Annotated in this window: 14 protein-coding genes and 1 pseudogene; 9 read left to right on the top strand and 6 right to left on the bottom strand. The window is 37.5% G+C overall.

The features are described 5' to 3' along the window. Positions 1–67: 67 nt before the first annotated feature. Complete coding sequence (locus tag H6G74_RS26465; protein ID WP_062291811.1) at positions 68–286, bottom strand: DUF4327 family protein; 219 nt, start codon at positions 284–286, stop codon at positions 68–70. Positions 287–1,057: 771 nt separating this feature from the next. On the opposite strand from H6G74_RS26465, the gene H6G74_RS26460 reads away from it, so the two are divergent. The 5 genes and pseudogenes from H6G74_RS26460 to H6G74_RS26440 all read left to right on the top strand — a co-directional run bounded on the left by H6G74_RS26460 (position 1,058) and on the right by H6G74_RS26440 (position 8,546). Then, positions 1,058–1,444: a tetratricopeptide repeat protein gene (locus H6G74_RS26460; protein ID WP_190970480.1), complete on the top strand. Its 387-nt coding sequence runs from the start codon at positions 1,058–1,060 to the stop codon at positions 1,442–1,444. A 52-nt stretch (positions 1,445–1,496) separates the two neighbouring features. Beyond that, positions 1,497–5,501, top strand: a complete 4,005-nt coding sequence (locus H6G74_RS26455) for a methyltransferase domain-containing protein (protein ID WP_190970479.1) — start codon at positions 1,497–1,499, stop codon at positions 5,499–5,501. A gap of 92 nt (positions 5,502–5,593) precedes the next feature. Beyond that, a complete protein-coding gene (locus H6G74_RS26450; protein ID WP_199341130.1) occupies positions 5,594–7,708 on the top strand; it encodes an O-linked N-acetylglucosamine transferase, SPINDLY family protein in 2,115 nt (704 codons plus the stop codon). 2 nt (positions 7,709–7,710) lie between these two features. Further along, positions 7,711–8,125 (top strand): annotated as a pseudogene (locus H6G74_RS26445) (SDR family oxidoreductase); the annotation flags it as partial. A gap of 133 nt (positions 8,126–8,258) precedes the next feature. Further along, entirely contained in the window at positions 8,259–8,546 is a 288-nt protein-coding gene (locus H6G74_RS26440; protein WP_190970478.1) for a hypothetical protein, read from the top strand. Between the two features lie 82 nt (positions 8,547–8,628). On the opposite strand, the gene H6G74_RS26435 is transcribed toward H6G74_RS26440, so the two are convergent. The 4 genes from H6G74_RS26435 to H6G74_RS26420 form a co-directional block, all read right to left on the bottom strand. Continuing rightward, positions 8,629–9,588: an MDR/zinc-dependent alcohol dehydrogenase-like family protein gene (locus H6G74_RS26435; protein ID WP_190970477.1), complete on the bottom strand. Its 960-nt coding sequence runs from the start codon at positions 9,586–9,588 to the stop codon at positions 8,629–8,631. Between the two features lie 131 nt (positions 9,589–9,719). Then, positions 9,720–10,319: a hypothetical protein gene (locus H6G74_RS26430; protein WP_190970476.1), complete on the bottom strand. Its 600-nt coding sequence runs from the start codon at positions 10,317–10,319 to the stop codon at positions 9,720–9,722. Between the two features lie 173 nt (positions 10,320–10,492). Beyond that, positions 10,493–11,299 carry an inositol monophosphatase family protein gene (locus tag H6G74_RS26425; RefSeq protein ID WP_190970475.1) on the bottom strand — a complete coding sequence of 269 codons (807 nt, stop codon included), beginning with the start codon at positions 11,297–11,299 and terminating at the stop codon, positions 10,493–10,495. 118 nt (positions 11,300–11,417) lie between these two features. Next, the gene (locus H6G74_RS26420) at positions 11,418–12,851 is read right to left on the bottom strand and encodes a BCD family MFS transporter (RefSeq protein ID WP_190970474.1); all 1,434 of its coding nucleotides are present in this window, start codon (positions 12,849–12,851) and stop codon (positions 11,418–11,420) included. A 496-nt stretch (positions 12,852–13,347) separates the two neighbouring features. Between H6G74_RS26420 and H6G74_RS26415 the strand changes: the two genes are divergently transcribed. The 4 genes from H6G74_RS26415 to H6G74_RS26400 all read left to right on the top strand — a co-directional run bounded on the left by H6G74_RS26415 (position 13,348) and on the right by H6G74_RS26400 (position 17,286). Then, entirely contained in the window at positions 13,348–15,147 is a 1,800-nt protein-coding gene (locus tag H6G74_RS26415; protein WP_190970473.1) for a GmrSD restriction endonuclease domain-containing protein, read from the top strand. Between the two features lie 273 nt (positions 15,148–15,420). Then, positions 15,421–15,762, top strand: a complete 342-nt coding sequence (locus H6G74_RS26410) for a hypothetical protein (RefSeq protein ID WP_190970472.1) — start codon at positions 15,421–15,423, stop codon at positions 15,760–15,762. Between the two features lie 36 nt (positions 15,763–15,798). After that, positions 15,799–16,227: a type II toxin-antitoxin system VapC family toxin gene (locus tag H6G74_RS26405; protein ID WP_190970471.1), complete on the top strand. Its 429-nt coding sequence runs from the start codon at positions 15,799–15,801 to the stop codon at positions 16,225–16,227. A gap of 108 nt (positions 16,228–16,335) precedes the next feature. Then, positions 16,336–17,286, top strand: a complete 951-nt coding sequence (locus tag H6G74_RS26400; RefSeq protein ID WP_190970470.1) for an aldo/keto reductase — start codon at positions 16,336–16,338, stop codon at positions 17,284–17,286. Here the strand turns inward: H6G74_RS26400 and H6G74_RS26395 are convergent. Next, on the bottom strand, positions 17,283–17,810 hold the full coding sequence (locus H6G74_RS26395) for a Uma2 family endonuclease (RefSeq protein ID WP_190970469.1): 528 nt from the start codon (positions 17,808–17,810) through the stop codon (positions 17,283–17,285). The two genes, H6G74_RS26400 and H6G74_RS26395, sit on opposite strands and share 4 nt — an antisense overlap. Positions 17,811–17,876: the final 66 nt, after the last annotated feature.

The raw sequence follows: 17,876 nt of genomic DNA, 5'->3' as shown, positions 1-17,876 counted from the left end.
TGGGAGTGGGGAGTCGTGAGTAGGGAGTCGTGATTTTTCTTAGTCCCTACTTCCTATTCCCTATTCCCTACTCTTCATCCCACGCTTCCACTGCCAACAGTTCACTGATTGGGTCTTGCATACTGAAGCCAAAATCCAACAGTTCCTGTTTCCAGTGCTGCCAGTCATTGCCATAGAGAAAGGCAATCTTCCAAATGCTATCAGTGGGTTTGATGATATTTGATTCTACGAGTGATTGCACGTTACGCTGCAATTTCACCATTGGGTGAATTACTTGCTGAGTCATAACCTATGATTAAGTTCAGATTTCGTTTAGGTAAATGCTTAATCAAAACTGCTTTCCGCTAGGCAATTATTATCGATGCGTAGAGCGTTGGAATTGGTAAAGCTAGTCTTAACTTTCTAACTATACCATAACAAACCCTGCTTGTTTTGGCATAAATTCGGTTTTGTACGGTAATTACCACCACAAAACTGACATTTTTACTCACAAGCGATCGTCTATGCGTCACGAAAAAATTAACTGTTTTGAAAGTTGCATTGATAACACAAGTTGAATTTGCAGAATTTTATCTACATCAGCCATGAGTATGTGAGTACTTGTTGAAAAACAAGGATTTTAGGCTGGTTTGAAGTCATTTAAGACACGGCTAAGGAGAGTTTACCGCGTATATTTAGACGTAATATACAATATCGCAAACATCTGACGTTAGATAGATTTATTACAAAAATTTATAGAAAATTAATTCTTTAGCAGAGATTAAAATAGCACACAAAACTTGTCTTGAATAATGGGTGTAAGGGCTTGAGGATATGAGGGTGTAAAGGTTTTGAACACCTACACCGTTCGGTTGAAGCTCACGGCGAAGCCTTGTCCCCCTTGTCTCCCTTTCCTCATCCCAAATGATTGCAAGTCCCCATTCAAATAATCCTTACGTACCTCCTGAATAATTTTCAAAACTTTACAACCATAATGTTAGTTCCCCTGGGGTGCTGGGTAATCTGATAACTGGAGGCTTGCTGGTATCTCAGTATTTTTAACAGCAACTATTGAGACATGTCTAGTTCTGGGGATGATTACATTATTTCCCGCCAAAGGAAAATAGATCGAAAGAAAAGGATTTTAACGGTAGTAGGTTTAGCCTCTTTCGTTGGTTCTACGGTATTTGGTGTGATTAGTGGAATACCACAAGCTCATCAACAGGCTCAGACTAAGAGTGTATCTGTTGAGTCTTCTTTACAGGAACAAGCACGGGGTTATGAACTAGTTTTGCAACGAGAACCAAACAACCAAGCAGCTTTAGAGAAATTAGCCATAGCTAGAGTGCATTTAAAAGATCCCAAAGGAGCGATAGAGATTATGGAAAAGCTAGTTAAACTGCATCCTGACAGACAAGATTATAAAACTGTTTTGGAGCAGGTAAAAAAGCAGCAAGGTAAGTAAGAGAGAATCTCTATTTAAAAAAAAATAGTAATTATTTAGGTAGACAAAATATATGACAAAAAAACTTACTCAATCTAATATATCAGAGTGCCAAGAACAATTTAATCTTTCTTATCATGTAAATTTTGCTTTATGGTGTGAAGAATTAGTGGGGTTTGCAGATAAGAATGTTTTAGAAGTTGGTGGAAGTTTGCCCAGAGAATTTGTCTTCGATTATTTACACGCTAAAACTTGGACTGCTGTTGAGTCTCCCGAATATGAAGATGCTCTTAAAGGAGTTAGTAATATTTCACAAGCTTCGATATTGCGTCATCTATCGAATGAAGAAAAAGTAGATTTTACTGAGAATAAGAATATAAATGGTGAAAAGTACGCCTTTTATGCAGCAAATATAGAAGAATTACCCCCTGAATATTACAATAAATATGATTTAGTTTTTTCTATAGCTGCATTTGAACACATTCATAAGTTTCCCACGTCCTTAGAGAAAATGTTTTTATCCTTAAAACCAGGAGGTCAGCTTTTTTCAGTTTTTTCTCCTATTTGGTCTGCTCATGATGGACATCATTTACCTACAATTACAGACTCCAAAGGAAAAAGTTTTGATTTTCAAAACTCTCCTATTCCTCCTTGGGGACATCTGCTAATGCGTCCTCCAGAGCTTTGTCATCATCTTTATCAATTTACAGATAAAGAAGCTGTAGATTTAATGATGTACCATGTTTATAATTCTGGACATATTAATCGCTTTTTTACCGAGGATTATCTAGACTTTATAAATCAAAGCTCTTTTACAATTAAAAGATTTGATCCTATAGGTTTATGTTCAATCCCTGAAGAAATTCAGCAGCAACTTGAAACTTTATATCCAGGAAGAAAGTACTTTGCTAATAATGGAATTTTAGTAGTCTTAGAAAAACTTCAAGATTCAGAAGAACAAATTCAATCACAGTTTGATACAAAAACTTCTTCTAATCAAAGCCATCTCTGTGTAGATACAGAATCCACTCAAGATAAAACAGAAAAATCATTAGAAAAGGTTCATAAAGAAAGTGATTCTGTGGGCGCTAGTCTTGCTGTGTGTATGATTGTGCAGAATGTAGAAAATACATTAGCTATTGCTCTAGAATCTCTGCAAAATGTTTATGATGAGTTAATAATTGTTGATGGTGGCAGTACTGACTCTACTTGCGAAATAGCTTTACGTTATGGAGCAAAACTCATACATTCAAAATGGCAAGGAGATTTTGCGTTACAGAGAAATATATCTTTATCTTATGTAACATCTGATTGGGTGTTTATTCTAGATGCAGATGAATTCATTGACAAGGTAACTTTAGATTTCTTGCAATATATTAAAACAACCTCCAGCAAGGAGACAGATAATTTTTGGCTTCCAAGAAAATGGATTACTCCATTTAGCCTAAAACATTATATTTCTAGTTCTCCACACTATCCAGATTGGCAAGGTCGTCTATTTAAACATTCTAAGCATGTTACCTATAAAGGTCGTATTCATGAACTTCCTCAAGGATTTAATTCTCCAGCTAAAGGTTTACATAGTCTGAGTATATATCATCTAGATTTATTGGTGAATAGTGAATCAAAGCGAAAACAAAAAGTTCTGAAATATTCTGAAATCACACCGCAAGATGGAATGCCACATTTTTATTTACCAAACTTAAAAAATGTGCAGAAACAAGTATGGAATTTTAATCAAATATTACCTGTAGTACAAAGCTTAATTCAAGCTATACCTATGAAATGCAAAGTGTGCGAATCTGATACACATATCTTTGCTAAAAGTATTATACTCGGTCAGTATGATGTTGATTATTTTCAATGTTCTGATTGTGGATTTGTGCAAACAGAAGAACCTTATTGGTTAGATGAAGCTTACTCGGATGCTATAGCTCGTACCGATGTTGGTTTGGTGTTCCGCAACAACAATTTATCACGTAGAACTGCTCATATTATAGTAAATCTCTTTAATCATGAAGCAAAGTTTTTAGACTATGGAGGTGGCTATGGTCTATTCGTCAGAATGATGAGAGATTTGGGATTTGATTTTTATTGGGATGATAAATTCTGCACTAACTTATTTGCTAAAGGTTTTGAATTTGATTTAGATAAACATACCACTTATGAATTAGTAACTGCTTTTGAAGTTTTTGAGCATTTTAGTAACCCAATAGAAGAAATTGAAAATATTTTGAAAATTTCCAAAAATATTTTATTTAGTACAGAAATTCTACCTCAAAATAATCCTAAGCCTAATGAGTGGTGGTATTATTCACCTCATGACGGACAGCATATCTCTATATATACCGTTAAAAGTTTGTCAAAAATTGCGGAGAAATATAATTTAAATTTGTACTCAGATGGCTCATCTTTACATCTATTAACTGAACAAACTTTACCTCCAGAGTTGTTTAATAGTCTGTGCCATTCACCTATAGAACCATTCAATAAACAGTCTCTACTTCAAAATGATTACTCAAAAGCAGTCTTTTCACTCATCAGTAGACATCATAACAATTTTATCTCGGTTAATGAAAGCAATGAATATAGTACTAAAAATCCAAAAATATTAGTAGATGGGGTGTTCTTTCAACTCTATCAAACTGGAATAGCTCGTGTCTGGAAATCTTTACTAGAAGAATGGACTAAGAACAGCTTTGCTCAACATTTGATTGTTCTTGATCGTGCTGGAACTGCGCCTAAATTTCCCGGTATTAGATATTTAAATATCACAAGTTACGATTATGATAAGACTGATAATGACAGGGAAATACTACAGCATATATGTGATGAAGAAGGGGTAGATTTATTTATTTCTTCTTACTATACAACACCATTAATAACACCTTCTGTATTTATGGCTTATGACATGATTCCAGAAGTTATGGGATGGAATATGGATAATCCTATGTGGCAAGTCAAACATGAAGCTATTCAGCACGCATCTGCTTACATTGCCATTTCAGCATATACAGCGCGTGATTTATCAAACTGCTTTCCTGAGATATCTGTAGAGTCTATTACTGTTGCTCATTGTGGAGTTAGTAGCACCTTTTCGCCAGCACAATCTGAAGATGTTAATAGTTTTAAATCGAAGTATGGCATTACAAAACCTTACTTTATTTTAGTTGGAGCTGGTAATGGTTATAAGAATGGGATGCTGTTCTTCCAAGCGTTTTCTCAGCTTGCTAATAGCTATGGATTCGATATTATTTGTACAGGTAGTGGTGGGATATTAGCATCAGAATTTAGAGCTTGTACATCAGGTAGTTCTGTTTATATGTTGCAACTTAGTGATGAGGAGTTAGCAACGGCTTATTCTGGTGCAGTGGCGTTGGTTTATCCTTCTAAATATGAAGGTTTTGGGATGCCAATTGTTGAAGCAATGGCTTGTGGTTGTCCTGTCATTACTTGTCCTAATGCTTCAATTCCAGAAGTAGCAGGAGAGGCGGCAATATATGTGAAGGATAATGATGTAGATGGAATGGTAAATGCTTTATGTGATGTCCAAAAGCCGAGGATTCGTCAAGCATTGATTGAGGCTGGTTTGGCGCAAGCGCAAAAGTTTTCTTGGACTAAAATGGCTGATATTGTCAGTTCTAGTTTGATTAATGCTAGTCTGTTGTCTTTGAAGTTGAAGGAAATTAATGTTATTGTTTTCCCTGATTGGTCGCAATCGGAAGAGTTGCTTGGTTTAGAATTGGAATCTGTAATTAAGGCGATCGCAACTTATCCTGATAGTCAAAAAACTACTTTATTAATTTACACAAGTAATAGTTCTACTGGGGATGCAGAACTGTTACTTTCTGGCATTACTATGAATCTGCTGATGGAAGAAGATTTGGATATCAGCGAGGGATTAGAAATTGCTTTGGTTGGCAGTTTAGCAGATATTCAATGGCAAGCTTTATTACCTCGCCTCAGCAGCCGAATTATTTTAGAACATGAAGATAAGGCAGTTTTGGCAGAACTTCCAATACAGACAATACTAGCTTGTGAACTAGAAAATTTTATTAATCAACTTTGTGTTTTATAAAGTGTGAACTAACAGTTTGAATAATTTTAGTTAATAGTGAGTGCTTTAGTATTAAGGCACTCACTCTAGTTTAAAAAGAAGGAGAAGATAACTTGATTAGCACCACAGAAGAATTGAGTAATGATTTCAATTTCCTAAATACTAATAATATTAATATAATTGTTTTTCTTGACTGGTCACAGGCAGAAGATAATCTTTGTCAAGATTTAGAAAACGTAATTCAGGCAGTCAATAATCATCCTGCTAGTAGTCAGATAAATTTAATGATTGATATTAGCGATGTTGCGGAAGATGTTGCTAATTTAGTATTGTCTGGTGTATTAATGAATCTGCTGATGATGGATGATGCTGATATTAGTACAGGCTGTGAAATTTCCTTAGTTGATAGTTCGGATTTTCAGCAATGGGAGATGATATTTCATCAAGTTAATGCACGAATTATTTTAGATAATATTAATCAAGAATCAGTCGCTAATATTCCCGAATATGCAATTGATGAATTTGGTAATATCTCAATAGTGCAACTGATTTATGATTTAGCAAATAGATTATTTCAAATAAGAAATTGGCAAGGGGTGATCGCACAATATCAAAAACTGCTAGAATTGCAAATCAATAACTTAGAAATTTACAGGAATTTAATTCATTGTTACAGAAGTTCTCAGCAAACTGAGGCTTATTATACAACACTACATCAGGCGATCGCACTCTATCCCACAGAAGGGAGTTTGCATTTTTCTTTAATTATCGATTTGCGGCGTGATGGTCGAACACAGGAAGCAATTGTTAGTGCGGAACATGCTTGTATATGCTTACCAGATGATTATACTTTTAAACTTCTAAAGTATTTAACAGTACCTAGCATTTATAATTATGTGGATGAAATAGACTTTTATCGTCAGCGTTATACCCAAGGCTTGCAAGACTTAATTGCACAAACAAGCTTAAACACTTTAGAAGAAAAAACTAATGCTTTCAATGGTATAGGTCGCCTGACTAACTTTTATTTATCTTATCAAGCCCAAAATGACCGAGATTTGCAACGTCAATATGGACAGTTAGTGCATGACATTATGGCGGCTAATTATCCCCAATGGGTTGCGCCTTTATCTATGCCAAAACTCCAGCCACAGCAAAAAATTCGCATTGGCTATCTTTCACATTATTTACATTCTTATAGTGGCACATTATGGTTAACTGGTTGGCTACGTTATTGTAATCATCAAGACTTTGAAATTTATTGTTACTATACAGGTAATGACCCAGATCCAGTTACAGAACAATTTCAAGAATATAGTGATATTTTTCATCATATTCCTTATAACTTGCCGGGAGTTTGTGAACAAGTAATTGCTGATAATTTACATATTTTAGTGTTTCCAGAAATTGGCATGAACCCACAAACGATGCAAATTGCTGCACTCAGACTTGCGCCTGTGCAGTGTGTAGCTTGGGGACATCCGGTAACAACTGGTTTACCAACAATTGATTATTTCTTATCAAGTGAGTTAATGGAACCGGAAAATGCCCAAGAACATTATTCGGAAAAACTAATTCGTTTACCTAATATTGGTGTATCTTATCCTAAACCTTATATTCCACCAATCATCAAAACTCGTTCAGATTTTCACCTTCCAGATGATGCGGTGATTTATTTATGTTGCCAAGCACCGTTTAAATATTTACCCCAATATGATTTTATTTTGGCAGAAATAGCCAGTCGTGTGCCGCAAGCTAAATTTGTATTTTTGAGAGGAACTTTACTTCGGTCGCGCCTAGAACGAGCTTTTGCAGCGATAGGTTTAATTAGTGAAGATTATTGCGTATTTTTGAATATTCCCGAACGCCTAGATTATCTGATGATTAACTTATTATCAGATGTTTATTTGGATACTTTTACTTGGTCTGGTGGTAATACTACCTTAGAAGCGATCGCGTGTAATCTTCCTGTTGTTACTTGTCCAGGAGAATTTATGCGTGGTCGTCACTCAGATAGCTTTTTCAAAATGCTGGGAGTAACTGAAACCATCGCCGCCAATGAAGCAGAATATATTGATATCGCCGTTAAGTTGGGGCTAGATTCAACTTGGCGAAACCACATCGCTGAAAAAATTAGCCAGCGTCATCATTTACTATTTGATGACCAGGCTTGTGTTACGGGGTTAGAAAATTTTTATCGACAAATTGTGGAAGCGCATTTTCATTAAAAACTCAATTCATTGAACTTTCTCGACTGTTTTATCCCTTACTAAAAACCAGTGAAAACAGCAGTATTGTCAACATCAGTTCTGTGGCTGGACTGATTTGTGTTCGCACTGGCGCACCTTATGGCATGACCAAAGCCGCACTTGTGCAGTTAACGCGATCGCTGGCTGTAGAATGGGCAAGTGATCACATTCGTGTTAATGCGATCGCACCCTGGTTTATTCAAACTCCCCTCACTGAACCTCTACTGGAAAACCCTGAAACTTTAAATACAGTCCTTTCTCGTACCCCAATGAAGCGGGTAGGTCAACCGGAAGAAGTCGCAAGCATTACAGCTTTTCTCTGTATGCCCACCGCATCTTAACATTACAGGACAATGTATTGCTGTTGATGGTGGATTTCTGGCGTTTGGTTTTTAAGTCGGATTTTATTCTAAAATGGGCTAACTCACAGTGATTGAAATGACGCTAAATCCTACTTATGACTTAGCACTTAGCCCTCAGCACTGCGATAACATAACTTCTAAGCGTTGATTTTTATTCAGGACTAGCCGTGTTGGAAGCAATAATATTTCTCATTCACGGGATGCAAAAATTTTTAGTACCTATTTGTTTTGTTGTAGCATGGGGTTTAATGATTCTCGTGGCGTGGAGTTTGTGGAGTACAGCACGAGATAGTGTCGCTACAGCTAAACAAATGCACCAAATTCCCTGTCCTGGGTGCCAGTTTTTTACCGATGACTATCGCCTCAAATGTACTGTACACCCTTCTGTCGCCAATACTGAAGACGCAATCAACTGTATGGACTATCAGCCAAAGACGAATCCTTATTTGTATTAGGGTGTGGGGGTGTGCGGGTGTATGGGTGTAGGGGTTTATGGGTATGAGGGTGTTCTCAATTTCATACTTCACACTTCACACTTCATACTTTACCAATCTCCAACAACACTTTTAACACGCCCCGACGTTGAGCTTCTGTAAAAGCTGTAAGACCTTCTGTCAGGGAATAATGGGCATGAATTAAAGGTTTTACGTCTACTTTTTCTGCTGCTAATAATTCTAGTGCTGCCGGGAACGGGCCACAACGGGAACCAATGAGGGTGATTTCGTCTACCACCAAAGACGAAGCATCTAAACTCAGGTTGCCTGCGTAGGTACTTTTCATGACTAGAGTACCACGGGGGCGTAAAGCACGACGAGCGATCGCAAATCCTTCGGGATTCCCTGTACAATCTACAGAAATATCAAAAGCTTTATCTTGAACTGCATCAACTAAACCCGTTTTAATTCCTCTCGCGGCTAAGTTCGCCAGTTTTTCAAGATGACGACCCACCACCAACAACTGACAATTAGTTAACGCCAGTGTTTGCGCTACCAGTTGACCAAGTTTACCATCTCCCACCACTAACACGCGGTCATCGGGACAAACAACCACTTGCTGTTGAATTTCCAAAGCGGCTGCTAGAGGCTCAGTAAAAGTTGCAACATCTGTAGGCACATTATCCGGTACAGGATGTAAGTTTTTTACGGGTAAACACAGATAATCTGCAAAAGCCCCGTGACGGTTCACAATACCCAGTACTGTACGATTTTCGCAGTGCGTCGGCTGTCCTCGAAGACAGAAGCGACAATGACCACAGGCGGCGTTAATTTCGCCTACTACCCGTTGATTAATTAAGTTCTCTGGGCCTTGTTCCACAACACCAACAAATTCATGTCCCAAAATCCCAGTATATGGATAGTAACCACGCTGCAATTCCAGGTCAGTATTACAAATTCCCGCTCGCACAACCCGTACCAACGCTTCCCCTAATTGCGGTTCTGGAACTGGAATATCTGTGCGTAGTTGCAGTTGTTGGTTTTCAAGCCAGAGTCCTTTCATACTACTTCACTGGTAGATACTGTACTCACCGGTAGTATAGCAGTCTGATTGGGGAAGGGGGACAAGGAGGACAAGGGAGACAAGGTAGACAAGGGAAGGGAGGTGTTTAGACTGTTCTAATTACTTTGTGTTTAACTCTGCATTGCCAAATTTTTCTCAACCTGAGCAAATTCAGTCTTCTCTTGAGAGAAATTAATTTCAAATTTACTTAACCAAATTATCAAATCTTCGGAATGAACGGCGATTTCACTGCCTAAAGTTTTGATATAAAGCAAACCATCACTAATAATCAAATCTCGGATGGGATACCAAGAATCACGATTTTGAATGAGCAAATCTAAAGGAATAGTACTTCTTAAAACCTGTTTACGGTATTTCCACCAAGCACGCCATAGCAATACAGATTGAGTACAGTGCATCTGGTATCCCTTCGGCACTTTGCAATATTGATAATGATAAAAACCGCGATTGTCTATCTCGCCTTTGATCAGATAACTATAATCTAATAATGTCTGATTTATCGATTCCCAATGAGATGAATTTGGCTGAACTAAAAACTCCGAAGCTGGATGATTTAAATTGGCGGTAGCAATTACACCTTGAGATTTTGCTGTTAGTTGATTAGTTTTATAGACGGTTTGTGCTGTTAAAGCAGAGTTAGATAATAAAATGTCTTTTTTTTGGATGCTTTTGTCTACGAACTCACGGATTAGCTCTAGATTGGATAACATACACCTATGTTTGATTACTGAGTCAGGGTTAGATTATGTAACTTATAAGTTTCACTAGGTCTTCAACCCAATCAGGATTATTAGAGTTAGATTCATAATTTCGTGAACTAAAGCAAAAAAGCCTAAACCCAAAAGATGGGTCTAGGCTTGTTCTATCAGTGTTTTGATGAATGTCAAATTTTCAACTCTTTGAGAAATGGTTCAAACACAGGAGCCAATTCTAAACGGCTGAGAACTAAAGTAGGATAAGAGCGATCGCTATAATCTTCGCCTGCAATCAACGGAAATGGCTCAGACTTGAGAGACTTCCAACTCCCACCAGCCGCTTGCACAATTACCCAAGCGCCGGCTAAGTCCCAAACTTTTGGTGTCGCTTCAATTCCACCCAACACTGCGCCAGTCGCAACGGTGAGAAAGTTATAACTCGCCACTCCCAACATCCGAATTTTGCAAGGAAATTTTGGTTGGATAACTGCTGTACTGCGGGAACAAAGGTTAAAAAAGTGATTACTGCTGGGAGCATCCGCACTGGTATGTATGGGATGATTGTTGAGAAATGCGCCAGTGGGTGTGGCTAAACCAGATGTACCTTGCCAAAAACCGTGGAAAGTTTGCCCTAATGGCGGTACGTGGATATAACCAAAAACAGGCGTACCTTGATACAGCAAAGCCAAAGAAATCGACCAAATCGGAATACCACGGGTAAAATTCGTTGTCCCATCCAAGGGGTCAATTACCCAACACCATTCTGTACCCGGAAAGGTCTTGTCAGCTTCTTCGCTGAGAATACCATAACCAGAAAAATTAGCGGCGATCGCATCCCGAATTTCTTGATCTGCCCATTTATCAGCGCGTGTTACCAAACTACCATCAGCTTTTTGTAAAGCCTGCACCTGTCCAAAATCTTGCATTAGTTGTTTGCCCACCCTGGTAGTTGTAGTCTGGGCAAAATCAAGCACCGTTAACCAAAAATCATTCATTTGAATACGCGGGAATGAATTAATTAAGGAAAAAGTTAAAAGTAAAAAGGTAAAAGATTTTTTTTACTTTTGCCTTTTTCCTTTTGCCTTACCCTCATACCAATACACCAAATTTTAATTAGTCTAGATCGCTTTCTAAGACAGATGCGATCGCTTGCTTGGTACTAGTTTGAAATTCTGTAATGTTGACGCGGTTGAGGAAACCAATTGAAAGTACCATTCCCACTGCTTCTAAGGCAAAAACCAGCCCATAAGCTAGTTCCAAACTGGGCAAAGTTCTGCGACCAATATCCAAAAGTGTACCGCCAATTACCACGGCAAGACCCCTAGAAATCGACTGCGCCAGTCCCCACGCACCAATAAACGTCCCGGCGGCTTCGGCGGCGGTTAAATCCAACATCAAGCTAATTGCTGCTGTAGTTAAGAAACCAGTCGCTAAACCAAACAACACCAACCCAAATTTTAAGAAAGCTACATTGGCTGTAAATCCCGAAATTCCTAGCAATGCGGCACATAAAGCCACCAACATACAACCTAACCTGGCGCTGCGGCGTTTACCCAAACGTGGCACAATCAAAAATCCAGCCACAGCGTAAGCAACTAGCAAACCCATACCGTAATAAATATTCAATTTGGTGCTTTCCGCCAAAGGCATTTTAAACACCTGACCCGCATAAGGTTCTAAAATTGGGTCTTGCATAAACAAGCACAGCGTCATCACCACCAAAAAGGTGAAAAACAAACCTGTTTGGGGACTGGCGGTTAAGATTTTCCACGCTGCATTTAGAGTGATGCTGTCTTCGCGGTTGACTAATGTAGAACGGTTGGCGTATTGGGAGTATTTTTTTTCAACACCGAATGTGGCTGCGATCGCCAATCCAAAGACAATCGCTGGCACAATTGTAAATAATCGGTTGATTGATGCCTGTAATGTTTCTGGAGTTGCTTCTGGAGTTAATTGCCTGAGTAAGCTAGAACTAATAATTGCGCCGACAATGATTCCCACCATCAGCATTGACCAAACTACACCCACGACTTTAGAACGGTTATCTTCTTCCGACACATCCACCAATAAAGCCGCGAAAGCTGTACCACTAGCGCAAATTGCCAAACCGTAAATTGCAAAAATTAAAGATAGCAGCGCAGTCCAGCTGATAGTGTCAGTTGTCCAAGTCCAGCCACCAGAAATACTTGCAGCATTATTTAACTGCCACATTACTTGTACCGCTAAAAAAGCCGCGATCGCAAATATCGCCGCCCCTACCCATACATAAGCTGTCCGGTGATAACCCCACAAAGGCTTCGCATCCGATATCTGACCAAACCAAATCCGCGAAGGCGACACAAACGCAGGTAAAGCCAGCACCAACGCTACCAACGTCGCCGGAATCGCTATTTCTTGAATCATGACCCTGTTGAGTACTCCCAGAGTCAAAATCGACATCATACTCAGCCCCATTTGAAACAAGCCAAGCCGAAACATAGTCGGTAAATTGACCCTTGGCGCAACTGGGTATTTTGTTTCACTATCAAACACTTCACCGCTTGCCATAACTGTTTTTTCTGATGGTTTACCAAAATAGTCTCTCTTTAATTAAAGATAAACTGTTCGATATTCCAAAAACCCAGCTATTTCGGCGCAGTAATTTCTGGGTTTGGTGGTAGAGGTGCTTTCATCGCTTGAATGGAGTCAGGACTAGGTAGCAGGGTACTCCAGATACTTTTTGAAGGATTTATGGCAGCCCTACTTTGTTAGCCACTTGCAAAAATCTAAAGGGCTTAAGTAAAATTATTTACATAATACGCAATAGCTAAAAAAGCAAAGCAAGAACACTCTTGTGAGATATTGTGGTTGAGAAACTTGATGTTTCCCAATATTGTTTGTTGGGTTAAACTGTATTCCATCCAAGCTACAAACAATTGTGATTGTTCGCACCTCTTAGTTGATTCAGAAATTATATTTAGCAGGTGGTTGTATCACGGATGGGTATTTTAATTTTTTTGAATTTTTCGCAAAAATAATTTTTATCCAGAGAAAAATAATAGTTATGAGTACAACAAATATTCAATCATCTCCTGTTCAAAGAGAGCTTTCAATTAGAAGCGAAAGTATACAAAGAATTTACAATTTTTATGTAAATAATCTTTTTTACGCTAACAGAAGATATCAAAGAAAGTTGGTTTGGACTATAGAAGAAAAAAGAGCTTTTATAGATTCAATTTTGCAAGGGTTTCCTGTCCCTATTATCTTATTAGCAGAAACAGAAAAAGACAAAAAATCCGTATTTGAAATCATTGATGGGATGCAAAGATTAAATGCTATTACTGCCTTTATCGAAGGAGAATTTGATATTGATGGTAAATATTTTGACCTGCAAACAATGGTGGAATCAAAATCCAGATTAGATCAAGAAAAACTGGTACAAAAAAATCCTGTTCTTGAAAGAGAATACTGTGAAATAATAGGCAGTTATATTCTTCCTATCTCAGTTTATTCATTCGATGATAATGATAAAGTTGACGAAATCTTTAGAAGAATAAACTCTAATGGTAAACATCTATCAAAACAGGAGTTGCGTTCAGCAGGAGCGACTTCTAAATTTGCTAATTTAGTAAGAGTAATTTCAAGTGAAATAAGATCAGACGCATCAGCTTCAGATATTGTTCTTCTTAACGAGATGAAAAAAATTAGTATTACAAATAAACAACTCGAATATGGGATTAAGATTGATAATATTTTTTGGGTAAGAAATAAAATATTAACTAAACAAATGCTTAGGCAGTCAGAAGATGAACAAATTGTTGCTAATATTGTTGCCTATATTATATTTTACCCTGAAATACCCAAAAGTAGTGCTTCTGTGTTAGATGAATATTATGGTTTTAAAAATGGTGAAAATCAGGAAAAGATAGAAACTTTACTAGTGTTAAAACAGCCTGATTTTATCAAAAAACAGTTTATGATTATTTATAACCATATTCGAGAAGTATTAAAAGAATCTAATAAAAACTTTTGTGAATTAATTAGTTTGAATAATCTTAATTATATGCCTCGCCCTTTTCAAATAATATTTTTAAGTTTTTATGATTTAGTAGTTACAGAAAAAATGGAAATAACTGATTATGATGGATTAGTAAAATCTTTAAAAAATATCAATAATGATATAAATACTACAAGCGGGCCGACATGGAGCTATCAAAATAAAAGGCGTAATATTGACAAAGTTAAAGGTATTATTAGAAAATTTTTTAAAAAAAGAGATAATAACGATCCTGCTAAAGATTCATGGTTGACAGAGTTTGAAACTTTACTAACTCAATCAAAAACTGAACAAGCTTTATATGATTTTAAACAAGGTTTTACACAACTTAATCGAACAGGAGCATTTGACCAAAGAAGTTTTAGCAAAATAATTCAAACTCTAACTGCAATGGCGAATCATTCTCCTAATGCAACTGGTTATATTTGTGTTGGAGTAGCAGATAACGATCAGACAGCACAAAGGATAAAAGAATTACATAATATTGAGCCAGTTGATTATAAAAATTTTAAGATAACAGGAATAGAACATGAAGCAAACAGATTACAAGGAAATCTTGATAACTTTTATCGCTGGATAATTCAACAAATTAAATCAGAACCTATTCCTCAAGCAATTAAAGACGCTATAGGTAGAGAAATTAGAATAGTTCGTTATTATGATAAATGTGTAGTTATATTTTGCTTAAAGGCTGGAGAACCTGTACCGTATGATGGAAAATTTTATCAACGTCTAGGGTCAAATATCGATGAAATTAAAATTGAAGAATATACAGACCTTTTCCAACGTTTTTCCAAGTATACATAGGTAAAGAGCGATCGCACTCCGGCTATAACAATCAAACGTAAATTTTTTGTTATCGGCGGTAGCTAAAGTCAACTGGTGGTAAATTGCGGTAGTTGCAATCAAGTGATCGCCTGACCTTGATGTGGTAATTGAACGGCTTAAAATAGCAATGTAGCAGTGCAGTGAAGCTTTATATATAGCTGACTTCATCAAAAGACTGACACAGCTTAATTTCAGTTAAACTAGTCTTTGTAGAAGAATAAGTTATTTTTCAATATTCCTCTATGCAAATATATGCTTATCAATTTATCTTCCGCATATTTATCTCAATCAGGAAATTTAAATTTACACATTTTACTAGAACGTAGTGATGCAGGAAATTTCTTAGCTTCTGTCTTGGAATTTCCCAACACTCGGATTGAAGCACCGACTCAAGAACAAGCTGTACAAGAATTAAAAAAACTTTTGTCAACTCGTCTGGAAAAGACAGAAATTATTCCAGTAGAAATTTCGTTAAATCAAAGCGAAGTAGAAAATTCCTGGATGAAATTTGCAGGTGTATTTAAAGATGATACAGATTTTACTGAAATTGCCGATAGTCTTAGAGCAGAACGTAACGCAGTAGATGAAGATTAAATAGCTGAGGGTGCCATTTAACTAGAGAAATGTAGGATGAGTCTTTATATACTCGATACAGACCATGTTTCGCTGTTACTTCAAGGAAACCAAGCTGTCATATCTAAAGTTGCTCAAGTTTATCCTAATTTGGCTATCACAATTGTCACAGTCCAAGAAATTTTTAACGGTTGGGTAGTCAAAATTAATGACCGGACTGAATCTAAAAATTTAGTAAACCTTTATACAAAACTTTGGACTACTCAAGAGTATTTCAAAGGAGTGAGAATACTTAACTTTGACAATTCTGCCTACAGTTGCTATGAAAAGTTACTCAGAGAAAACCAACAATTAAATAAGAAAAGACTACAAAAAGATTTACGAATAGCTGCGATTGCTCTTTCGACAAATGCAGTGATGGTGAGTCGTAACCATAAGGATTTTTCTCAAATTCCCGACTTGGTATTAGAGGATTGGACTCAGTAAAACAGAAAAATTTTGCCTAATTAACTATATCTAATGCCCTATTCGCCTTTTTGTCCTTAACGCTACACTAAAAAAGTAAAGAAATGTAAACGTGTAGATATTGCGATCGTGGAAACTATCACATTAGGCAAAAATGTCCCGACTGTTCCACCCTTATGTATAGGAACTTGGGCTTGGGGCGATAAACTGTTTTGGAATTATGGCAGTGACTACGGCCCCGAACAATTACAAGCAGCCTTTACAGCAGCGTTAGAAGCGGGTGTTACTTTTTTTGATACCGCCGAAGTTTATGGAATGGGACTGTCAGAAAAATTTTTAGGGCAATTCATTAAACAAACGACCCAACCTGTGCAAGTTGCCACAAAATTCGGCCCTCTGCCTTGGCGATTTACCGGACAATCTGTGAGTGATGCCTTAACAGAAAGCCTCAAGCGTCTGCAACTAGAGAGAATTGAACTGTATCAAGTGCATTGGCCGTTTGCTTTCTTTTTGAGTCAAGAAACACTGATGAACACCTTAGCCGATGAAGTGCAGCGAGGCAGAATTGCCGCAGTCGGTGTTAGTAATTACTCAGCCGCCCAAATGCGAGAAGCCCATCAAATATTAGCAGTGAGGGGCGTTCCTTTAGCAGTCAACCAAGTACGTTATTCTCTACTTACGCGCCAAGTAGAAAGTAGCGGTATTATTGCAACTGCCCGTGAGCTTGGTGTGACAATTTTAGCTTACAGTCCTCTAGCCCAAGGATTACTCACAGGTAAATACACGCCGGAAAATCTCGAAAAATTAAGCGGTGCTAGAAAGATAGACCCAAAATTTGGTAAAGAAGGCTTGGAAAAAATTGCCCCAGTGATATCTTTATTACGTGAGATTGGAGAAAAACGCGATCGCACCCCGGCGCAAGTCGCACTAAACTGGTTAATTGCCCAAGGTAATGTGATTCCCATCGCTGGCGTAAAAACAGCCGAACAAGTCAAACAAAATGCTGGTGCCTTAGGTTGGACATTAAATAATGATGAAATCGCAGAAATAGAAAAAATTACTCGTCCTTGGTTGAATTAACTACCTGCTTGAAAAATTTGTTTTGCAGTTAAATTTAACTCTGGGAATGTTGGCGACTGGATGTAATCATCACCTTTAAATTGTCTAACTTGGTACTCATCATCAACCAACGAGTAAATAGAAATAGTCGGTTGTTTCGGGTCGCCAACAAACTTTTTAGCAGCTAATCCTAAATAATCTACAATCCAATATTCACGAATGCCAATTCCCTCATATTCACCATATTTTTTGTAGTAATCATCGCGCCAATTACTACTTACGACCTCAATAACTAGGGGAATAGATTCTGCATAGCTCACAGTTGATTCTTGTTGCCATAAAGGCTCGTTCATCAAATTAGTTTGGTTTAATATTAATACATCTGGTGAATAGGCAGATTCGCTATCAATTGGCTTAACTAGTGCTGTTTTAGGTATCAAATAAGGCAGGCGTGATTGATAACACTGAACAGCTAACTGTATAGATAAAAAGCCTGTAATACCAAGTCTAAATGAGCGTGCATAGAACTGTAGAATAAAGAACATGGAAGAAAAAGACTCATGAGGAAGCAATGGCACGCCCTTTCAATCTAGAAGTTCAAGAAAGTGCTG

The sequence above is a fragment of the Nostoc spongiaeforme FACHB-130 genome, from assembly GCF_014698475.1.
In the GTDB taxonomy this organism is placed as follows: domain Bacteria; phylum Cyanobacteriota; class Cyanobacteriia; order Cyanobacteriales; family Nostocaceae; genus Nostoc_B; species Nostoc_B spongiaeforme.
This window is presented reverse-complemented; position numbering and strand designations above follow the sequence as displayed.

Coding starts and splice junctions, on each gene's coding strand:
- H6G74_RS26465 (WP_062291811.1), bottom strand. CDS start 286: ATGACTCAGCAAGTAATTCACCCAATGGTGAAATTGCAGCGTAACGTG.
- H6G74_RS26460 (WP_190970480.1), top strand. CDS start 1,058: ATGTCTAGTTCTGGGGATGATTACATTATTTCCCGCCAAAGGAAAATA.
- H6G74_RS26455 (WP_190970479.1), top strand. CDS start 1,497: ATGACAAAAAAACTTACTCAATCTAATATATCAGAGTGCCAAGAACAA.
- H6G74_RS26435 (WP_190970477.1), bottom strand. CDS start 9,588: ATGAAAGGACTCTGGCTTGAAAACCAACAACTGCAACTACGCACAGAT.
- H6G74_RS26430 (WP_190970476.1), bottom strand. CDS start 10,319: ATGTTATCCAATCTAGAGCTAATCCGTGAGTTCGTAGACAAAAGCATC.
- H6G74_RS26425 (WP_190970475.1), bottom strand. CDS start 11,299: ATGAATGATTTTTGGTTAACGGTGCTTGATTTTGCCCAGACTACAACT.
- H6G74_RS26420 (WP_190970474.1), bottom strand. CDS start 12,851: ATGGCAAGCGGTGAAGTGTTTGATAGTGAAACAAAATACCCAGTTGCG.
- H6G74_RS26415 (WP_190970473.1), top strand. CDS start 13,348: ATGAGTACAACAAATATTCAATCATCTCCTGTTCAAAGAGAGCTTTCA.
- H6G74_RS26410 (WP_190970472.1), top strand. CDS start 15,421: ATGCTTATCAATTTATCTTCCGCATATTTATCTCAATCAGGAAATTTA.
- H6G74_RS26405 (WP_190970471.1), top strand. CDS start 15,799: ATGAGTCTTTATATACTCGATACAGACCATGTTTCGCTGTTACTTCAA.
- H6G74_RS26395 (WP_190970469.1), bottom strand. CDS start 17,810: ATGTTCTTTATTCTACAGTTCTATGCACGCTCATTTAGACTTGGTATT.